Origin of the sequence: Pseudomonas sp. F1_0610 (genome assembly GCF_047470865.1) — a bacterium.
GTDB lineage: Bacteria > Pseudomonadota > Gammaproteobacteria > Pseudomonadales > Pseudomonadaceae > JAZDRH01.
The window spans coordinates 1-880 of sequence record NZ_JAZDRH010000078.1 but is presented as its reverse complement, the minus strand read 5'-3'; the positions used below and the strand labels follow the sequence as shown (position 1 = coordinate 880).

General features: G+C 33.4%; 2 protein-coding genes. Both read left to right on the top strand.

The window, feature by feature from the left end; translation table 11 throughout:
• A partial coding sequence (locus VQ643_RS16280) for a hypothetical protein (RefSeq protein ID WP_414201558.1) occupies positions 1-273 on the top strand: 273 nt, incomplete at its 5' end.
• A gap of 25 nt (positions 274-298) precedes the next feature.
• Positions 299-724, top strand: coding sequence for a hypothetical protein (locus tag VQ643_RS16275; RefSeq protein ID WP_414201556.1), 426 nt, complete (start codon positions 299-301; stop codon positions 722-724).
• Positions 725-880: the final 156 nt, after the last annotated feature.

Here is an 880-nt window from a genome sequence, read left to right as displayed (position 1 = left end):
GATTTTAAATATTCTAGGTTGAGTGAATCTGAAGAGTTTGTCATAAGTGATTTAGGAAGTCTTATTTTTAAAAGTGACTATGGAAATATTGCAAAATTCAATTTAATACTTGCAGGTGGTGCTTTGGTTGGTGTTGCAATTGAAATGGAGAATGGTGAGGTTTTATATGCTCTCTGCTGTCATTTCTTTCTTAGAATAGACGATAATTTAGATTACTATATTGAAATATTTAAAAGAGAAGATACTGAGGTAGAGCTAATTCAATGTGGTTAACGTTTAAGATATGCTAAATAATTAATTGCTGCAGAAGAAAAACCATGATTTTAAGAGAAATTCATTAGCTGATCAAAACTTCGGTAAGACATTATCAGATTCGGCCCGGCCTCAAGTTAGTTATAAGAATGGTAAAGAGGTTGTTTGGGGAACAGATGGTAGCGTACGTCTGGATTGGACAGATCCAAAAACAAAGATGGGTTTTGAAGTAAAAGACTACGACCTGACTAAATCTTCTAGGGTCAATGCACTTATTAATGATGTATCCAAACAAGTGAATACACGAAATATACATTTGCCTGCTGGAATAAAACAGAATATTGTGATAAATACTAGAGGATTAGTACTTGATCAGAAAGTAATGGATAAAATTGTTGATAGTATTACAAGCAAAACCAACGGTGTTGTGAATAAGAAAAATATTAGATTTTTAGCACTAACAGAAGACTAATGAAGGAGGCTATATGCGAGTTGGGTTCCAAGGTGGACCTCTTATTGAGGCTGTAGATACGGCAATAGGTATGAATAATTTTTTCTCCGTAGTAAAAAAAGTTGTTGTACCCGCAAGAAAAGATCTTGAATGGCCGATTTTTTTTGATAGATTTTA